Origin of the sequence: Desulfatiglans anilini DSM 4660 (assembly GCF_000422285.1) — a bacterium.
Classification (GTDB): domain Bacteria; phylum Desulfobacterota; class DSM-4660; order Desulfatiglandales; family Desulfatiglandaceae; genus Desulfatiglans; species Desulfatiglans anilini.
The window spans coordinates 35,322-52,810 of sequence record NZ_AULM01000022.1 but is presented as its reverse complement, the minus strand read 5'-3'; the positions used below and the strand labels follow the sequence as shown (position 1 = coordinate 52,810).

Genomic DNA, 17,489 nt, shown 5'->3' with positions numbered 1-17,489 from the left:
CTTACCCTCCTTAAACTACTTTATTGTGGGGACTTCCTTCAGTCCCAATGATGCCGGTTCGGTGGCCAGGGCCGGGCTGTTCAGATCATCGTGCGCAGCAAAGCCGCCCAACGGATCCGCGGTCCCTTCTTCGGTCGTCCGGATGGGGAACTTGAAGCGCTTGAGGCTGCCGTCGCGGAATTTGACCGTCCACATAATATCCTGCGAACCACGCAGAGGCACAACACTGGCACCCATCGGGATGAAGTCGGCATAGCCGCGCACGTCCATCGCCTGCTGCGGGCAGATCTTGACGCAGCACTGGCATTCCCAGCACATCGCCGGATCGCGGTTGTAGGCCTTCATCCTCTCCTTATCCAACACCATGAGGTCGTTCGGGCAAATATACATGCAAGCGGTCTTGTCCTGCCCTTTGCAACCGTCACATTTCTCAGTGATCACATAACTTGGCATTATCTACACCTCCTGATAGACAAATGAATGGATTCTACAAAGACAAGGGTGTTTACAAAAGTTGTGAATGCCACCTCCTTTCTCTTGAATACGATCTTTTTCTAGACTGCGATCTCAAGCAATCAAGGCCCAGGAACCGGTGTCGATTTCAGGTAGACAAGCCTCGCCCCACGCAGCTTCGACACTTCCCGATTCACTCCGGATTTCCCCGCTCTTGCTACAGCCCTTCCAAGGGCATCTCGTGCACAAGCAGAAAGTCTCTGCCTTGCCTGCGACCGAGCCAGCAGGGAGCAGCGTCGTAAACCGCACAGGGGCGGTACCCGGTCCTCCTTCTCCGGCGGTGGCCTGGCTGAGCACCTCCACCGCCGCACTCGCGAGGGCAAAAGCCCGGTTTGCCTCATGTTTTATAGACATCGGCAACCCTGCTGCCCCTATTTTCAATCCGCAACCCAAAAAGCCTCTCGTGCCAGGATTTCTCCCCGATACTTTGTGCTTTTTGTAACAAGCACCCTTTTATATATAAATTCCCTTTGGTGTCAAGTAAAAATGAGCCAGCCGGGAAAGGAGCCGGCGTGCCTTCTCGTTTCTAGGCCCTCTCACCCTTACTCTTGATGCTTCGCATTCGGCGGTTTTGCCGAACGGATTGATTTATCAAGATAAATATCCTGTTTTTATTCACCGGGCTCCAACGGGCATTCCACTCCTCCTTCCGCGAGACATTTTCAAACAAGAAACATGCCACTTCCCGCGATTAAAAGCGAAAAGAGGCAACCTATCGAGAGCACTACCGATCCCTGCGTCCCACCAGGAAAACTAGTGAACCGGATCGACGTTGAAAGGTGTCAGGTTTTCTTACACTTTGTCAAGCCCGCCAGTCAGGGCATGTTTCATGGATTCGTCAAGGATTGACCGGGAACAGATTCACGGATAAGATGCCACCGTGCGGTCCGGGGAATCGGCTTCATCATCGCGCCTCTTTTTCGGGTCAGAGTGTGCATTGATCACGCATCCGGCCGCTGTCGGCCCCTTTTTTCAGCAACCTCCAGTGGTCCGGATTCTGGCCGGCTCATCTTGTTTCTCCGGACGGGGCACCGCTTTGCGAAATATAGACAGGGGAGCGCCGCACGCCCTCGCATCGAAACCGAAGGGCATCCCAGGCCGTGTCCGTAGAGATGCCGTAGCATTACCAACCTGAAACATTTGGACCGCAAACCGATGATGGATGTTGTCCTCCTCGGCACGGGCACCGCCCTGCCACTATCTGATCGCGCATCTCCAGCCATTGCCGTCCGCGAGGCAGATCACCTCTTCTGCCTTGATCTCGGACCGGGCACGCTCCGGCAAATGGCCAGAGCCGGCCTGCCCTTGACCGCTCTGCGAGGGGTGTTTCTAACGCATTTTCACCCGGACCACTGCGCCGATCTGGTTCCGCTTCTCTTCGCCTTGCGCAACCCGTCTTTTGCCGCCTCCAGAACTCAAATGGTCCTCGCCGGCCCGGCCGGCCTGACAGACATGCTCTCTCACCTCGAAGCAGCCTACGCGGGCTCTACCTTACGATGGAGTGAATGCGTATCGGTCAGGGAGATCCGCCCTGAAAATGATGGAGTCTTGGCCATCGGTTCGCTGGAGATATCGACCGCATGCACCCGCCACTCTGCGCAGGGAATCAGTTACCGCATACGCTCCTCGGACGGGAAGATCCTTGTATATTCAGGCGATACAGATTATTGCGACGAGATCGTCCACCTTGCGCAGGATGCCGATATTCTCATCCTCGAATGCGCCTTTCCAGACCAGTCGCCTGTACCCGGGCACCTGACCCCTTCCTCAGCCGCCCGTATTGCCGAACAATCCGGCGCCCGGCATCTGGTGCTGACCCATTTTTATCCGGAGTGTCTGAAAACAGACATTGCCGGAGATTGCCGGCGGGCGTATAGTGGAGAGCTTACGCTTGGCTCGGATCTACTGCTGTTGAGGCTTTGAACGGCGCATCCCGCCCCGCTTCCAGTCCCAAAAGGACAGGAACAGCCTCTCCCGAAACGGGCCAAAAGGACCATTTCCGGATCAGACCAGGTTGTTTTCATCCGGAAATGATTTCCCGATAGAACCCGAGTTTCGAATCCAGAAATGAGGATTTTTGGCCAATATCAAGGAAATCTAGCGCTTGCGCGGAGACGCCCTGGTGGTCGCCGCACAAGTAAACGTGCAGATTGACGCCTAGATCGGCCCAAAAGACCATTTACGGATGGAAACCAGCTCATCGACGATAGCTTGAGGAGAAATCTCATGACAGGCAAATACAAATCATCCGCAACCATCATATCTGTCGACCAGGCCGTCGGCACCGTCCTGGCACATGACATCACGGAGATCAGGCCCGGCCAGTTCAAAGGCCCGGCTTTCAAGAAGGGGCATATCATCCGGGAAGAAGACATACGGCATTTGAAGCGTTTAGGGAAGGAACATCTGTATGTCTTGAAGCTGGGACGGGACGAACTTCATGAGGACGAAGCCGCGCTCAGGATCGCCAACGTCATCGCAGGGCCGGGTGTGAGCTTCGAAGAGTCTCCGTCTGAAGGAAAAATCGCCCTCAAGGCGGCGCGCTCTGGACTGCTGAAGATCAACGTGGAAGCCCTGGTGGAATTGAACATGACCCCGGAGATCTCCTGCTCGTCCCGCCACACGAACACCGTCGTCCAAGCTGGCGACATCCTGGCCGCCACCCGCGCTATCCCTCTCATCCTGAAAGAAAAGACCCTCATGGAAGCGCTGGAAGCGATACGAACCTATGGACCCGTCTTTACGGTCACGGCACTGGCCCAACCCCCGACCGGTCTGGTCGTGACGGGAAACGAGGTCTACACCGGTCTCATCGAGGATAAATTCGCGCCCATCCTCCGCAAAAAGCTGGCCGCCTATGGCTGTGAGATATGCAAACTCGTCTTCTCCCCCGACAAACTGGACCGGATCGTGGACGGGATCCGCTCGGTCATTCAGGCCGGCGCCCGGCTCGTCATGGTCGCCGGCGGCATGAGCGTCGACCCGGACGACATCAGCCGGCTGGCGGTCGCTGAAGCCGGAGCCGACCCCGTCATTTACGGTACGCCGGTCCTGCCCGGGGCGATGTTCCTTTACGGCCGCATCGGAGAGATCCCGATCCTCGGTCTGCCGGCATGCGTACTTTTTTACAGGGCGACCGTTCTCGACCTCGTTCTCCCGAGGGTACTCGCCGGGGAGGAGATCACGCGGCGCGACCTGGCCGTAATGGCCCACGGCGGCATGTGTCTTCAGTGTGAGGCATGCCGCTATCCCGTCTGTCCCTTCGGAAAATGACCGTGCCCCGACTCAGCCTCCTGCTTTCCTGCAAAGGCCGAAGCGCCCGATGAAACCGCGGTGTCCCGGAGAAAACAGAAGGCCGTTTCTCTTTTTGCGCCGCTATAAGCCGGTTGCAGGTCAATAGCTCCGGTCAAGGATGTAACGGTTCATTTGGAGCAGATCACGTTTTGCAGGGGAGTCAGGGAAAATCGCCAGGCAACCGGCCGCCCGCTCGACGCTTTCAGAGGCCTCTTCGCGAACGCGCTCCAGGCAGCCGCCGGTGCGCACCATCTCCAAAACCTGCAGGAAATCCGCCTCGCTCGGAAACGCTCCCTCTGGCGTGAGGCGGGTCCGAAGGGCAGCCCGGTCCGCCTCTTCCAGATCCGCAAGCGCGTAAATCAACGGCAGGGTAATCTTCCCCTCCCTCAGGTCTTTGACCACCGGCTTGCCGAATACCTTCTCCTCTGCCGTGTAATCCAGGAGGTCGTCCATCAACTGAAAGGCCACGCCCATATGGAAGCCGAACTGTGCAAGCGCCGATTCGGCCGTTTCTCCCGCACCGCTCAAAATCGCCCCGCACTCGCAGGCAGCCGAAATCAACACCGCTGTTTTGGCCTTGACGATCTCCAGGTAAGCTTCTTTCCCGATGTCCCAGTCGAAGGTATGTTCGAGTTCCAGAACCTGGCCTTCGGCCATACGGGTGGTAGTCTCCGTCAGGCGCTGGAGAAAGGGGCGATGCCCCGTTTCAAAGGCCACGGCAAAGGCCTTGGAGTACAAGAAGTCCCCTACGAGCACCGCCGCATGGTTGCCCCAGAGACGGTTGGCCGAAGGCCGGCTGCGCCGGGTCTCCGCGTTGTCCAGGACATCGTCGTGCAGGAGCGAGGCGGCGTGGATGATCTCGAAAATACCCGCCAACCGGTAGCATTCCTGAACCCGCGATCCAAGAAGCCCGCAAGAAAGAACAAAGAGGAGTGGGCGGAGTCTCTTTCCTCCTCCAAGGAGGGTGTGCCGGGATATTTCTTCGATTTTCGCTACGCGGGATCCGACGGAAAGAGCCAGTTCGGCCTCGATTTCTTCGAGGTGAAGTCTGTGCTTGTTCAGTATAGCCTGGTCTGGGTTCATCCGAAACTCCCGCTGATGGCGCATCCAGCCGCTTTAGCTGCTTTGAGATAAATGGGTAAGGTTAAATAAGCAATGAAGTCATGTCAAACCAAATCCGACTACATCGTTTCAAGAAACAATCTCGCCGACTAGATCATAGGGGTGGGCTTCGGTAATCCTGACCGGGAGGATCACGCCTTCAGCTCCCGTCCCTTTAGTGATCAGGACCTGTCCGTCGACCTCGGGAGCCATCATGGAGGTGCGCCCGCTCAGCAGAAGCTCCGTTTCGGGGCAATACCCCTCGATCAGAACCGGAAAAACGGATCCGATCAGCCCCTGCTTGGCCTTCTTCGCCATCCGGGACTGAAGCTGCATTACCTTGCGGCGCCTCTCGACGGCGATCTTTTTGGGCACAATGCCCGTCCTGATTCTCGCCGCTCGCGTGCCACTCTCCGGACTGAACGAGAATACACCGAGATGATCGAAACTCGTCTCCTGTACAAAGCGGAGCAGATTCTCGAAATCCTGCTCCGTTTCTCCCGGGAAGCCCACCATGAAGGTCGTACGGATGGCGATACCGCGCTTGACGGAGCGGATCCGCCCGATCAATTCCCACGGACTTTCTCCGCCGCCCCCTCGCCCCATGGCACGAAGCACGGCGGGGCTGACATGCTGGAGGGGAATATCCAAATAAGGGCAGATTTTTTCCTCCCCTTCGATCAATTCCAACAATGCATCGGTAATCCCTTCGGGATTGCAGTACATCAGCCGGATCCAGGCAAGCCCATCCACCTTGACCAGACGCCTCAGGAGCCGCTCCAACCCCCCGCGCTCCAAACGATCGCGCCCGTAAGCCGTGATATCCTGGCCGACGAGGTTGATCTCCTTGACGCCGTCTGCGACCATCCGCTCCGCTTCGAGGACCAGAGAATCCAGGCTGCGGCTGCGAAGAGGCCCCCTCAGGCGGGGTATGCAGCAGTAGCTGCAGCGATGGGAGCACCCTTCAGAGATCTTGAGATAGGTGCTGAAAAACGGCGTCGTCCGGATGCGCGGCACGCCGTGGTCCGCCTGGTAGCGGGGCGGACCGATCAGGAAAAGAGGCCCTTTTTGAGCCTCCAGGGCGCTCAGCACTTCCACGATTCGGTGGAATTCTCCGGTACCCACCCAAGCGTCCACCTCGGGGATTTCCCGGGTCAGCTTGTAGCCGTACCGTTGCACAAAACACCCGGTTACGATCAGGTTTCTGAAGGTTCCCAAGGCCTTCTCGCGTGCTGCCTCAAGAATGGTTCCGATCGCCTCTTGCACAGCCTCCTGGATAAAACCGCAGGTGTTGATCACCACCGTTTCGGCCTCGCCCAGGGTCTCGGTCAACCCGCAGCCGCCTGCCTGCATCAAACCAAGCATATGCTCGGTGTCGACGAGATTTTTTGCACAGCCGAGGCTGATGCAATACACCCCATGATGGTCCAGTGGCCGATTTTTCATAGCGATGGCCATCCTCAGCGCACTCGCTCGACCTGCTCCAGAAGTCTTAAGACATCGAGCTGATTGACGATATCGGTAAAAAGCTCGCTCATGACTGCATCGGCCTGCTTCCGGCCGATGATCTTCAGCCTTTCGGAGTGGCCGCTGATCCGCTGCGATGCCAAAAAGCGCCCGTTTTCCTCGACTCGAGCTTCATAAACCGCCCTGGCAATCCACCGCCGGTCAACAAAGTCCAGAGAGCACTCCTCGACACGGATGATGAGTTCCAGCGCCCCCGGTACACGCTCCGTCCGCACGTCCATCCCGAGATTCTCCAATTTCTTTGTGAAGGCCGCAGTGAACAGCTCGCGCAGATCATAAAGCCCCTGTTTGAAGCCGGGTTCCCCGTAGCGGGCATAGCTGAAGGAGACCTTCCCTGAAAAATGCTCATACTGTTTGGCCGCGCCCTTTCCCAGAATCTCCGGGACCGTGCGCCCATCTTCCACCAACAGCGCCATGCTCCGCCCCGACAGGGCATTGGAGCCAGGGGGAAGTTCATAGTGCACTTTCAATTCAGCAAGCGTGCTGCACCCCGAAGCCGCGAAGCAGATCAAGAGCGGCAGCACCCAAAAAAACCAGGCTTGATTTCTCTTCAGCATTTGCATACTCTCCCTATGTTCAATCCCGATTCCACCTCGGAAAACGTGGTCTTGGCAGCGTGTTGAAAAATCCGTTTTACGCAGGCTGTTTTTCTTCAACCTGAAACGCCGTCGGCCTCTGCGGCTCGCGTGGTCTGTCCATGCCCGAAAGATCGAACAATCAGCCCCCGCTTCCCGATTCCCGGACAGCCATCGGAACCAGCCTTGCATCTCCCTCTCCTGAATTCGGTCCCGCCGACGAAGCCCTTTTTCGCGAAGCGTGGGACATCGCCAGAGACCGCCATGGTAGAGAAATCACCTTCTATCTCCCCGGAATGATACGCTTCCACGGCTTCCGCGGCCGATATCCCGCCCTCTCCATCACAGGCAGCCGCTGCGAGTTGCAGTGCCTCCACTGCGCAGGAACACTCCTCCAACCGATGCTCAAGGTCGATGAGCCCGAGGAGTTGTTGCGCCGCGGCCGTCTGCTCGCTGTGAACGGGAACCACGGTATTCTCCTGACCGGTGGATCCAACCGGAACGGCGAACTGCCCTGGAACCGCTATCTAGACGTCATCTCGTCCCTCGGACGCGAAACAACCCTGCACCTTTCGGCGCACACGGGCTTCCCGGACCTCCGCACCGCCAAGGACCTCAAGGCCGCCGGCATCCGTCAGGCCCTCCTCGATGTCATGGGAGATGAAAAGGCCGCAACAGAGGTTTATCGGCTCCCAGGACTCCACAAGGTCATCGAGGCCATCGAAGCCGTCAAAAAGAGTGGCATCGCCTGGATTCCGCACATCGTGGCCGGGCTCTATTTCGGCCGCATCGATTCAGAGCATCGAGCGCTCGAGATCATTCGCCGCTACCATCCCACCGTGTTGGTCATCGTTGTGCTCAGCCCGCTCAAAGGGACCGCCATGTCAACCGTCAAACCGCCTGCCCCTTTGGCGATCGCGCGTCTCATCGCCTCCGCCCGGCTCCTCATGCCGGATGTCCCCATCGCCCTCGGGTGTGAAAGACCTCGCAATCGCGAGGGCACATCCCTCGAGTGTCTCGCCCTTCGCGCCGGCATCACCCGTATGGCGGTCTGGTCCGAAGAAGCGGTCGAGGAGGCGCTGGCACTCGGCCTGCACCCGCGTTTCCAGGCAACGTGCTGCTCCGTCGACTATCGAACCGCCTTCAGTTCCCCAGACCCGCACCCGTCCATCTCCGTCGGCCGGAATCCGGCGCACACGACCTCCTGACTTCCCGGAGCGTCAAGCATGCCTGCGGTTGGCCTCGATCACCCACCAGTCTGCCACAGACATCGGGTTTTTGGAAGATCTTAAGAACCCCGCGGAGATTCCCATGCCAAGCCCTTATCCCCTCCGGCACAAGCAAGGCTCCACGATTCCATCCCCGCCCGTGCGCAAACCCCTCTCTTTATGAAGGCACACCTAACGGCATGGCCCTAAGCCGGCCGGCCCCGCGACAAATGATCCGTCCTCAAGCTGGGAGTGATGCTGTTTCCCGTTGACATCCTTCACTCGATTTTATAGGCTTTCCATGAACTTGTGTCCATCCGGAAAACCTTTTTCACAGGGTTTTCAGACGTTGATCCCTCATTGCTGTCCATCTGGAAATGATTCCGGCTAGTACCCCGTTTCCAACCCGGAAATGAGGATTTTTGGCCAGCATCAAGGAAATCAATCGCTTGCGCGGAGGCGCCCTGGTGGTCGGCGCCCAAGCACCCGCACCATGCCGGCACAGCCCAAACGGTATGGCCGAGAGGCGTGGGAGTTTTTAACAGGCAAACAATCTTTAACCTTCTACAGTCTGGAGAGCATCTTATGATAGACACGACAATGCTTTTGAACGACGTAGAGTTTGCAAGGCAAATGCTTGAAAAGGAAACACTCAGCCATTCGGACATTGTTTTTACTCTACGCAATCTATTGAAATTCAAGTATTATCCTGTAGCCGTCAAATTTTTCTTTTCAGAAGAAGAACTCGAAGATTATAAACAGCAGGCCGATTATAAAGAAGCGCTTCACCCTTTTACTTTGTGTCACTACGTTGCGGCTTCCCGACAAGGCGGCGAAATCACTCTCAGCACCAAGGAAAAAACCGGATGTTCAAATGCGAAATATGTTCTTGGATGGAAAGAACTGGATGAATCCGAGATCAAAGGGCACCTGAAATATACCCAAAACCTGGAACAGGCCGAGCGCTTTGTTAAAACAAAGAAACGCCTGCCGCCTGGATTGCTCGCCTTTGCCACAGCCCCCTTGCACAAAAGCCCCTTCGTACCGGACGTCATTCATGGCATGTCCGACGTCCTCCAGTCCTATCACTTGGGAAATGATTGGTGCGCAGCTTTCGACACGCATCCTTTTCGTATGACCATGAGCATGAATTCTTCTGTCTGCCACGGAATTGTTCGATGTTACGTGACACAGGAACCCAACATCACCCCGATGTGCAGCAGCAGCTACACCTCTGGCAAGACCGAACAGGGGGAAATCAACTGGATCTGGCCCGGTTCACACCTTGAAAGAACGGTCCGATGGACCCTTCAAAGAACCCTCCGTGACGGCGGCGCCTCATTCCCCCGCACGGGAGAAACCTATCCCGGTTTCAATATCTGCAAACTCTGTCCTTTGATCGCTTGGAAAAAGCCCAAAAAACAAGCATAATCAACCTCCTTCCGCCGGCCTTCCCACCCATCGGCAGGCCGGCATCATCCCGTTGAGGCAGCGGGGCCTCGGAAGCGACCGCCCCAGCGATCCCTATAGAGATCAACGATCGAGTGCAACGCACTTTTCTGTTTCAAACCGCCTTTTCTAGGCTCTTTTTGTGACAGGACCATGTTTGTCTGCGCCCGCGAACAGGAGCGCCCGGAGGTACCGCAATGGAGCGATTGAAAGACACTTCGATGCCAGCCGTTTTCCAGCAACAGGTCCGCAAGTACGGCGACCGCACCTGCGTTTCGTACAAGACAGGGGGCCGGTATGTGGACATCTCCTGGAACCGGATGAACACCATGGTCCGGAACCTCGCCGCCTTCCTGATCTCCAGAGGCATCGAACCAGGGGATCGGGTGGCCATCTTTTCCCCCAATCGGTATGAATGGTGGGTGAGCGACCTGGCCATCCTCTCCATCGGCGCCGTAGACGTCCCGATCTATGCCACCAACTCCGCCGAGGAGGCCTATTATGTGCTGCAGCACTCCGAATCCAAAGGATGCCTGGTCGGTGCGGCAGAACACCTGCAGAAGATCATGCAGATCCGGGACCGTCTCCCCGGGTTGGAGTTCATTGTAGCCTATGACACCGCAGAAGGGTTCGGCCCGGATGTGCTCAATTTCGACCAGGCGCTGCAGGAGGGCGAAAAAAAGGGCCGGAACGACGTCTTCGAATCAAGGCTGGCCGCGGTCAAACCCTCCGACGTAGCCACCATCATCTACACCTCGGGCACCACCGGTCCCCCCAAAGGCGTGATGCTCTCTCACGACAATTTCGTATCCAATGTGCGTCAGGCCCTGGCGGATTTCTGGGACCTCGTGTCGGACCAGGACGTCCTCCTGTCCTTCCTGCCGCTCTCCCATTCCCTGGAGAGAACCGCCGGGTATTACATGCCCATTGCATGGGGCGCCCAAGTGGCCTTCGCCGAAGATTTTTCCAAGATTCAGGAGAACATGGTGGAGATCAAACCCACCTGCATCATCAGCGTACCGAGGTTTTACGAAAAGATCCACTCCGGCATCCTCGCCAAGGTCGGCGAAGCCCCGGCCACCAAGCAGGCCCTTTTCAAATGGGCCATTGAAACCGCCAGGCTGAACCTGCCTTACGCATGCACCCAGAAACCGCCGAAGGGGTTTTTCGCCTTGCGTTACCGTTTGGCGGACAAGATCATCTTTTCGAAGCTGAAGGCCGTGCTCGGCATGGATCGCCTGAGATTCGCCGTGTCCGGTGGCGGCGCGCTGTCTGTCTCCGACGCGGAGTTTTTCCTCGGCATGGGAATCACGGTACTGGAAGGCTTCGGACTGACGGAGACAACCCCCATCACCAACGTGAACCGCTTCTGTCTTATCAAACCAGGAACCGTGGGCCCGCCAGTGCCGGAAACCACCGTCAAGATTTCACCCGAGGGGGAGATCCTCATCAAGGGGCCGCAGGTTATGCTTGGTTATTATAAGGATGAGGCTGCGACTCGTGAGGCTTTTACGGAGGACGGGTTCTTTCGGACAGGGGATCTCGGCACCGTGGATGCGGAGGGCTACCTTTCCATCACGGGCAGGATCAAGGATATTATCGTCACCGCCGGCGGCAAAAATATCGCCCCCAGAAATATTGAAAGCCGGTTGATGGAGTCCCCCTTTATCGAGCAGGTGGCCGTGATCGGAGAAAAAAGGAAATATCTCTCCGCGCTGATCGTCCCGGCCTTCGAAGAGCTCAAGAAATGGGCCCGGACCAATCAAGTGTCCTTCACAGACCACGAGGATCTCATCCAGAATCAACCCGTGGTCGACCTTTACACGCGCGAAATCGAACGCCTCATGGCTGACTTCGCCCGGGTCGAACAGATCCGCAAGTTCCGCCTGCTGCCCCACGAATGGACCCAGGAAACAGGCGAGATGACCCCGACACTTAAACTGAAGCGAAAAATCCTGGAAGAAAAATTTCAGGGAGAAATCGAGAAGCTTTATCCCCCAGAGGCCCCGTCACCTCCAAGGAAATAGAGATCTGAGCCCCCCTTTTACGGCCGGCCGGCATCCTGCCTTTCCGAAGGGTCCTGGATGCCGGCCTCCCGGAACCCCTTCCTTCGCAGCCGGCAGCTGTCGCACTCTCCGCAGGCCCGGCCGTCCGGCAGTGGATCGTAGCAGCTGTGGGTCAGGCTGTAATCCACACCCAGTTCCAAGCCCTTCAAAATGATTTCCCGTTTGGTCATATGTAATAAAGGCGCGTGGATCCGCATCTTCAGCCGCCCTTCCACTCCAGCCTTGGTGGCCAGCAAGGCCAGCCTTTCGAAGGCCGACAGGTACTCCGGCCTGCAGTCCGGATAGCCGCTGTAATCGATGCTGTTGGCCCCGATGAAGATATGCGCAGCCCCCAGCACCTCGGCCCAACCCAAGGCCAGAGAAAGAAAAACGGTATTCCGTGCAGGGACATAGGTGATGGGAATCTCATTAGGGATTTGATCTTCCTGACGGCCCTTCGGGACCCTGAGGTTGTCTGTCAGTGCCGACCCGCCTATTCCCGCCAAATCGACACGCAGGACCTTGTGCTCCTCGGCGCCCAATACAGAGGCAACCTTGCGTGCAGCCTCCAGTTCCACCTTGTGTCGTTGTCCGTAGTCAACCGTTAAACTGTATACGTCGAAACCTTCTTCAAGGGCAATCGCCATCACAGTCGTCGAGTCCAATCCGCCGCTTGACAGCACTACTGCCTTGCGCCCTGCATCCATTTTACATCTCCCAGGTTCGGTCAGGATTCCGCATGATCGGAATGTTATAAAAAAAGCCCGCCTCCTTAAAACAGGGCGGGCTTCTCTAACCGTCGAAGGGCCGGTTCGACCCCCAAAACGATCCTGCCTACTTCTTGTCGATTGACTGATAGTAGTTGATCAGGATCTGGGCGACTTCCGGGCGTGAGAACTCGGGAGGCGGTGCCTGCCCATTACCCAGCATCTCACGGACCTTGGTGCCGGAAAGGAGAATGAAATCATCCTTGGTGTGGTCCGGTACGTCGCGCATCATAACGATCTTGTTCAATTTCTTCGACCAGGCTGTGTGGTCCGCCCGGTAGATGTCGAGCAGGAGGGCGTCTTTCGGGATCTCGTCGAAGATCGTCTGAGCGTCAAAGGGGCCGTAGTAGTCGCCGACTCCGGCATGGTCACGCCCGACGATCAGGTGCGTACAGCCGCAGTTCTGGCGGAATACCGCGTGCAGCAGGGCTTCCTTCGGACCGGCATACAGCATGTCGAACCCATATCCAGTAACAAGCACCGTATTCGGCGGGAAATACAGTTCGACCATCTTCCGGATGCAGGCATCGCGGACATCCGCAGGGATATCACCGGCCTTCAGCTTACCGAGGAGCATGTGGATCAGGATGCCGTCGGTCTTGAGGTCGTTGTAAGCCATGCGGCAGAGTTCCTCGTGGGCCAGATGCATCGGGTTCCGGGTCTGGAAGGCGACGACCTTTTCCCAGCCGAGTTTGCCCATCATCTCACGGATCTCATAAGCCGTCTTGAAGGTATCCCCGAAGTCCTTATCGAAATAGGAATAGTTCAGCACTTGAATCGGTCCGGAAATGACCGTCCTTCCAACCGAGTTGAAGGCCTTTACCCCGGGGTGGTTCTCGTCTTCCGTCCGGAAGATCGACAGCGTCATTTCCTTCATCTGCTCGGGGGTGAACTCTTCGATGGCTTCCACTTCCTGGATCGCCAGGACCGGGTTGCCGGCGACGTTCGGGTCTCTGAGGGCGATCTTCTTCGCGCCTTTGACAGCGGAGGCGTCCGGCACGACATTCACGATCGGCACAGGCCAGAACAGCCCGTTCTTCAGCTTCATGTCCTTCGCGACGCTCATCGCCTCTGCGGCGTTCATGAATCCCGTCAGGGGATTGAAATAACCGCCCCCCATCATGACGGCATTGCCGGCTGCGGCCGAACTGACCACGATGGAAGGCAGGCTCTCGGCTTCCTTGGTTAACTGGGCGCGCTTTGCGTCGTCCATGACATACAACGGATTCAGTTTATCGGATCCATGCGGCTTAATCATCGTTTCCTCTCCTCTGGGTTTAGTTGGTGATTCCCTGCCAAAAAAGCATCGCTACAAACTCGGTGTTCCCCGCCAAAACCGGTCATTGTAACCCCTTTGCATTGGCGCAAGCTTGGATGCTCCAAGCGAACCCGCTCCTCGTGCGCACCGGCTGCAGGCGGATCAAAGCGGTTTTGGCATGAGCTGCCAGTTTATGCAACCGGCAAGGCCTTTTCCTGCCAGCCGGCGGCTTCCTCCGTCCACTTCGATATGATCAAACGCCCACCTGCTCAGTCTCGACGCGCTTTACCGCAATCCCTGCCGGGTCAGGACCAGCATGTCCAATTGTAACGTGCGAGGAATACCAAAAGTTTCGAGCCGTGTCAAGAAGGTATTTGTTCAAATTTTCACAAAAGCCGTGCGTCTTCAAAATTTAACTCGTGTCCATCCGGAAATGAGAATATTTTCTTCACACCCTTCGGGTGATCGGTCCTACCGCTGCCAAGTGGGCCGCGGTTTTCACAATACCGATGAAATCCAGCACTTGCTCGGAAGCGGCCTATAGATCGCCGCCCCAGAAAACAACAGATTGACGCCCGAGTTGGAAAAAAGACCGTTTCCGGAAGGAAACTCACCACCGGTTCAGAATATCCTGTTCCCGGTGCCTCACCTCCGCTTCCAGGACTGAATGAAAAGACCTGCAGATCGATCTCAAGGGCCTCATCATGACCCGCCAACCCATTCCGGGATCATCCTCCAACAGAAACGTGCAAAGACTGGCGCTGTCGATCCTGATCACCCGGGAAGTCCTGCCGGCAACACCCCTGGATGATCAGCGACCGGGCTACTCAAAACCCTTCAATAAAGCAACTTTACTCGGAAAACGTCACTCGGCATCGTCGATCCCTTGCATTCGAAACCCTTCCCACCAGACCTCATCCCAAAGACCGGTATATGGCGAAGACCGGTGTTCACAATAACATGTGCAGTCTCTCCTTCCGCTCTGTTCCTCCTAGGCTGAGCAATTTTTTCTGCATCGGAAAAAAAGCAACAAGATTTTGTGCTTTCACTTCCAAGGGCTATGTTAATGCCCAAAACAGGCAATATTCAACACAAACGGTACCATTATTGCAGCAATAAAAAAAGCATACTTTGAAGAAAGGAGACTATACATGAGACATGCAAATTGCAGCCTTTGTATTATTATCGCCAAATTGTGTCTATTTTTTTTGGTTCTAATTTATGGCGAAAGTGTTGTCAATGCTGAATACAATATCCAACAAGATGAAGAAGATTCAATCAGATCTACAATATTGCATTTGTTTGAAATGAGAGATATGTTACTAATAACAGGTGTAGATGAGGGATATAATTTTCCGATAACCGAGGCTATGGGGAGGAAATTTTCAGGCGATGAATACAAAACGACACTTATAGATTTATATAATACAATAAAAGAAGAAGACGAAATTGAATATATATGGTCACAATCGGAAATTATCGATATAATCATAACGAAAAAAATCGGCAGAATGATATATATCAAAGTTCGAGAGAAAAACAAAATGCAGAGCCGGCTTATTCATTCACCTAATTTTGACGCTCCACTGACTGTAACTGTTATGGATCATGTGATGATCATAAAGAAGTCAATGAGAAATTACGATGTTATCTACGATCAACAACATGATGAAATCTTCTATTCAAACTTAAATGACAAAAAAGATGTAACTTACCCAATTGTACCGGATACACCAGATGCCAAGATACAGCTAGATGAATATATGGAAAACAATCCTGATGCTGTCGAACCTCTAGTATTACCTCCCCTGGAAATTCCATTGCATCATCAAATGAGTGAAACCCATGCCAAAAGTGAGGAAATGTTAAATCACGAATTGGAAATTTATCCATACAATAGGGCATCGGCAGTGAATTATGCTATAGCTTATGCCGAAAGTTGTAACCCCTATTACGGACACCCATTACAAAAGGATTGCACCAATTTTGCATCACAATGTCTTTATGCTGGCGGTTGGTTTATGACAACCGGATGGGATAAAAAAAATATTTTAGAATGGTGGTTTGAAAAAAGCGGTGCAGGTAACATATGGACTTACACATGGAGTGCAGCCGATAATTTGGCATGGCATATGTATTTTAGGAATCGGGCATACAATGTCACTACAACCTGTGATATTCAATTGGGTGACGTAGTAAGCGCTGATTGGAATAATGATTATATTATCGACCATCAAATGATGGTAACCAAGAAAGAAGGCTGCGTAATATATTTAAGCTATCATTCCAAAAATACTTTGAATAGATCGTTTTATGATATAGTTAAAAATGCACCAAATGCATGGTATTTCGGTTGGCATATTCTCCGAAGTGAATATTGGTAGGTGTTATAGATTCATCCGGATGTATTACGGATTTCTAAAATTTTCACAAAAGCCCTGCACCTCCACACCATACTCACCACTGGTTCAGCATATCCTGCCCACGGCGCCTGACCAGCTCTTCCTGAAGCGAATGGAACCGCCTTCCGATGGATCTCAAGAGCCTCATCATGACCCGGTAGCCCATTTCGGGATCCTCCTCGAACACCCGTGAAAGGCAGGCGCTTTCGATTTTTATCGCCCGGCAGGTCCTGCTGGCGCAAAACGCCGAATGCATATGCCGGTAAGGCGGGACCATACTCGACCAGCCGAAGATCATGCTCGTCTCCAACGAAGAAAGTGGAAACGCTGCTGAGCCGGCTGTCTTGGACGGCTCCCCCATCAGGGTCACCTCACCTTTCTCCACCGCCCACAGATGCTTAGCATCCGTCCCGATACCAAAAAGTTCATCCCCCCTTTTGAATTCAGACTCCTCGCAGCACCCTCGCAAGGCTGCGAGCCGGTCATCGTCCAATCCCCTGAAGACCTCCACCTCCTCCAAAAAATCAAGGCTGACCATCCGACCCTCCTGCTCTCGGAAAACGGTTGTCTTGAATACCGCAGTTGTCAGGCCCCGGCCCGTAAAAACTGAATTTCCTGAATCCTTTGCAGCACCGAGCGCTTGAAGAGCGGGCGGCGTGCAACGCTACCAACCACCCCGACCACGGGGTGACGCTCCGCACTGCACAGCCCGGCTTAAAGCGATTCGAACACGCATGGGGAAAACTCAAACAGAGGGGAGCGGCAAAACCGTCCCCCACTCCTGCAATTGGTCAAAGCGCCTGCTCACCACGGCCGCGAGATTCGACATCACCGTATAACCCAACCGGTAGTCCTGCTCTGAGAGCCTGGTCAGGTCATCCTTCATGAGCATCAATATGTCGCAGCGTTCCGAGTTGCAGTATGCCGACAGGCTGTATCTGTAGGGCGGCATGAAACCGGACCAGCCCAGCGACTCACCGGACGAAATGGACACGACAAGGTTTTCGGTTGAGCGTTTCCGGCCGGGGAGATTGAAAAAAAGGCCCACCTCGCCTCGTTCCACGATCCAGATCCTGTCTGCGATCTCGTCTTCCTTGAAAAGCCTCTCACCCAAAGCATAGGATTTCGGCTGGCAACTCTCCTGAATGAGCAGCAGCCGAGGCTCATCGAGGCCCCTCAATAAATCGACTTTACCCAGAAAATCGACACTCGGCATCGTCAACCCCTCGCATTCGAAATCTTTTTCCGCCAGCCCTCACCCCCTAGACCGGTAGCGGTTGACACAAACCAGCCCGCTTCAAACGGGATGAGACAACGCCCTGGTCCCGGCACTCGATCTGACGATCAGTA

14 protein-coding genes are annotated in these 17,489 nt (G+C 55.2%); 6 read left to right on the top strand and 8 right to left on the bottom strand.

All coding sequences use genetic code 11. The annotated features are described in order from the left end of the window. Positions 1-15: 15 nt before the first annotated feature. Positions 16-453 (bottom strand): adenylyl-sulfate reductase subunit beta, encoded by a 438-nt coding sequence (aprB, locus tag H567_RS0114455; protein WP_028321948.1) that lies wholly within the window; start codon positions 451-453, stop codon positions 16-18. A 1,215-nt stretch (positions 454-1,668) separates the two neighbouring features. Between aprB and H567_RS25105 the strand changes: the two genes are divergently transcribed. Both H567_RS25105 and H567_RS0114435 read left to right on the top strand, forming a co-directional pair. Continuing rightward, complete coding sequence (locus tag H567_RS25105; RefSeq protein ID WP_035254570.1) at positions 1,669-2,436, top strand: MBL fold metallo-hydrolase; 768 nt, start codon at positions 1,669-1,671, stop codon at positions 2,434-2,436. Between the two features lie 303 nt (positions 2,437-2,739). Beyond that, complete coding sequence (locus tag H567_RS0114435) at positions 2,740-3,786, top strand: molybdopterin-binding protein (RefSeq protein WP_028321946.1); 1,047 nt, start codon at positions 2,740-2,742, stop codon at positions 3,784-3,786. 120 nt (positions 3,787-3,906) lie between these two features. Here the strand turns inward: H567_RS0114435 and H567_RS0114430 are convergent, their stop codons facing one another. From H567_RS0114430 to H567_RS0114420, 3 genes are all read right to left on the bottom strand, one after another. Beyond that, a complete protein-coding gene (locus H567_RS0114430) occupies positions 3,907-4,890 on the bottom strand; it encodes a polyprenyl synthetase family protein (RefSeq protein ID WP_028321945.1) in 984 nt (327 codons plus the stop codon). A 108-nt stretch (positions 4,891-4,998) separates the two neighbouring features. Further along, complete coding sequence (gene rimO, locus H567_RS0114425) at positions 4,999-6,354, bottom strand: 30S ribosomal protein S12 methylthiotransferase RimO (RefSeq protein WP_028321944.1); 1,356 nt, start codon at positions 6,352-6,354, stop codon at positions 4,999-5,001. A 14-nt stretch (positions 6,355-6,368) separates the two neighbouring features. Beyond that, positions 6,369-6,992, bottom strand: coding sequence for a hypothetical protein (locus tag H567_RS0114420; protein WP_028321943.1), 624 nt, complete (start codon positions 6,990-6,992; stop codon positions 6,369-6,371). Between the two features lie 140 nt (positions 6,993-7,132). Between H567_RS0114420 and H567_RS25095 the strand changes: the two genes are divergently transcribed. The 3 genes from H567_RS25095 to H567_RS0114405 all read left to right on the top strand — a co-directional run bounded on the left by H567_RS25095 (position 7,133) and on the right by H567_RS0114405 (position 11,694). Continuing rightward, on the top strand, positions 7,133-8,218 hold the full coding sequence (locus tag H567_RS25095) for a radical SAM protein (protein ID WP_028321942.1): 1,086 nt from the start codon (positions 7,133-7,135) through the stop codon (positions 8,216-8,218). 585 nt (positions 8,219-8,803) lie between these two features. Further along, positions 8,804-9,649 (top strand): DUF169 domain-containing protein, encoded by an 846-nt coding sequence (locus tag H567_RS0114410; RefSeq protein WP_051184910.1) that lies wholly within the window; start codon positions 8,804-8,806, stop codon positions 9,647-9,649. A 215-nt stretch (positions 9,650-9,864) separates the two neighbouring features. Beyond that, entirely contained in the window at positions 9,865-11,694 is a 1,830-nt protein-coding gene (locus H567_RS0114405; protein WP_028321940.1) for an AMP-dependent synthetase/ligase, read from the top strand. Positions 11,695-11,711: 17 nt separating this feature from the next. Here H567_RS0114405 and queC read toward each other — a convergent pair whose 3' ends face one another. Both queC and sat read right to left on the bottom strand, forming a co-directional pair. Beyond that, on the bottom strand, positions 11,712-12,419 hold the full coding sequence (gene queC, locus H567_RS0114400; RefSeq protein WP_028321939.1) for a 7-cyano-7-deazaguanine synthase QueC: 708 nt from the start codon (positions 12,417-12,419) through the stop codon (positions 11,712-11,714). A 127-nt stretch (positions 12,420-12,546) separates the two neighbouring features. Beyond that, positions 12,547-13,737, bottom strand: coding sequence for a sulfate adenylyltransferase (gene sat / locus H567_RS0114395; protein WP_028321938.1), 1,191 nt, complete (start codon positions 13,735-13,737; stop codon positions 12,547-12,549). A 1,151-nt stretch (positions 13,738-14,888) separates the two neighbouring features. On the opposite strand from sat, the gene H567_RS0114385 reads away from it, so the two are divergent. Then, positions 14,889-16,121 (top strand): amidase domain-containing protein, encoded by a 1,233-nt coding sequence (locus H567_RS0114385; RefSeq protein WP_028321937.1) that lies wholly within the window; start codon positions 14,889-14,891, stop codon positions 16,119-16,121. A 73-nt stretch (positions 16,122-16,194) separates the two neighbouring features. Here H567_RS0114385 and H567_RS0114380 read toward each other — a convergent pair whose 3' ends face one another. Both H567_RS0114380 and H567_RS27340 read right to left on the bottom strand, forming a co-directional pair. Next, the gene (locus H567_RS0114380; RefSeq protein ID WP_028321936.1) at positions 16,195-16,677 is read right to left on the bottom strand and encodes a Crp/Fnr family transcriptional regulator; all 483 of its coding nucleotides are present in this window, start codon (positions 16,675-16,677) and stop codon (positions 16,195-16,197) included. 207 nt (positions 16,678-16,884) lie between these two features. After that, the gene (locus tag H567_RS27340) at positions 16,885-17,355 is read right to left on the bottom strand and encodes a cyclic nucleotide-binding domain-containing protein (RefSeq protein WP_051184906.1); all 471 of its coding nucleotides are present in this window, start codon (positions 17,353-17,355) and stop codon (positions 16,885-16,887) included. Positions 17,356-17,489 lie beyond the last annotated feature (134 nt).